This window comes from Rahnella sp. P4_A8 (assembly GCF_056402435.1).
Window position 1 is genome coordinate 1 of sequence record NZ_JBFUHK010000338.1, and the last position, 686, is coordinate 686.

Here is a 686-nt window from a genome sequence, read left to right on the forward strand (position 1 = left end):
AAGTATAAATGCTCACAACCGCATAGTGCGTGCCTGCTTTAATTTTGTGGTCAGTGTCTCTGATAATGTCCGGTCGGGATAATTTTTGTTCAACTAACCTTTCCGTTTTGATTCGTTTATAGCAGCCATTTTGATCTTCGTATGTATCAAGTAACAAATCACCGCCGTCTTCTTCTACTCTTAACGTTGCATAATCTGCACCTTTGTAATCTTCCACTTTTGGTGGGCCAAAAATTAAAGTTGAACAGCCAGAGACAAGGCTGCAGAGCATGATGCTAAAGATGATTTTTTTCATTCGGGACGCAATAAAATTCATGATTTAATGGGTAACGTACCTATCGGCACAATCCTCAATTGTCTTGATTTTTTCTCTGATAAAACAAGGCACGTAATTTTATAAGGATGTAAAAATGAAATTGTATCATTTTACGGGCGTTGCACTATTGCACAGCATTTTGACGTCGGAAGGAATAAATAAAGGCTATTTCCACTTGAGTGATGGAAAGATGCTTTACGGTCATAGCTGGTACACTTCCTACCCATTGCCCTATGGCCACGGTTTAGTAGACGGCACAGAAGTACTCACTGAAAGCGATAAAGAATTTTTGATAAAAGCCGCCGGTGGCGATGCTCATGGCCCTGTCAGAGGCGTCCATAACAAAAGACTTATTCGCCTGACAGTAGAC

General features: G+C 40.7%; 1 protein-coding gene and 1 pseudogene. One reads left to right on the plus strand and one right to left on the minus strand.

Features of this window, described 5'->3' with window-relative positions:
* Positions 1 to 295, minus strand: a 295-nt coding sequence (locus tag AC1DUO_RS25850) for a hypothetical protein (protein ID WP_477989580.1), incomplete at its 3' end; no start/stop codon positions are given.
* Positions 296 to 410: 115 nt separating this feature from the next.
* On the opposite strand from AC1DUO_RS25850, the pseudogene AC1DUO_RS25855 reads away from it, so the two are divergent.
* Positions 411 to 686: pseudogene (locus AC1DUO_RS25855) on the plus strand (hypothetical protein); the annotation flags it as partial.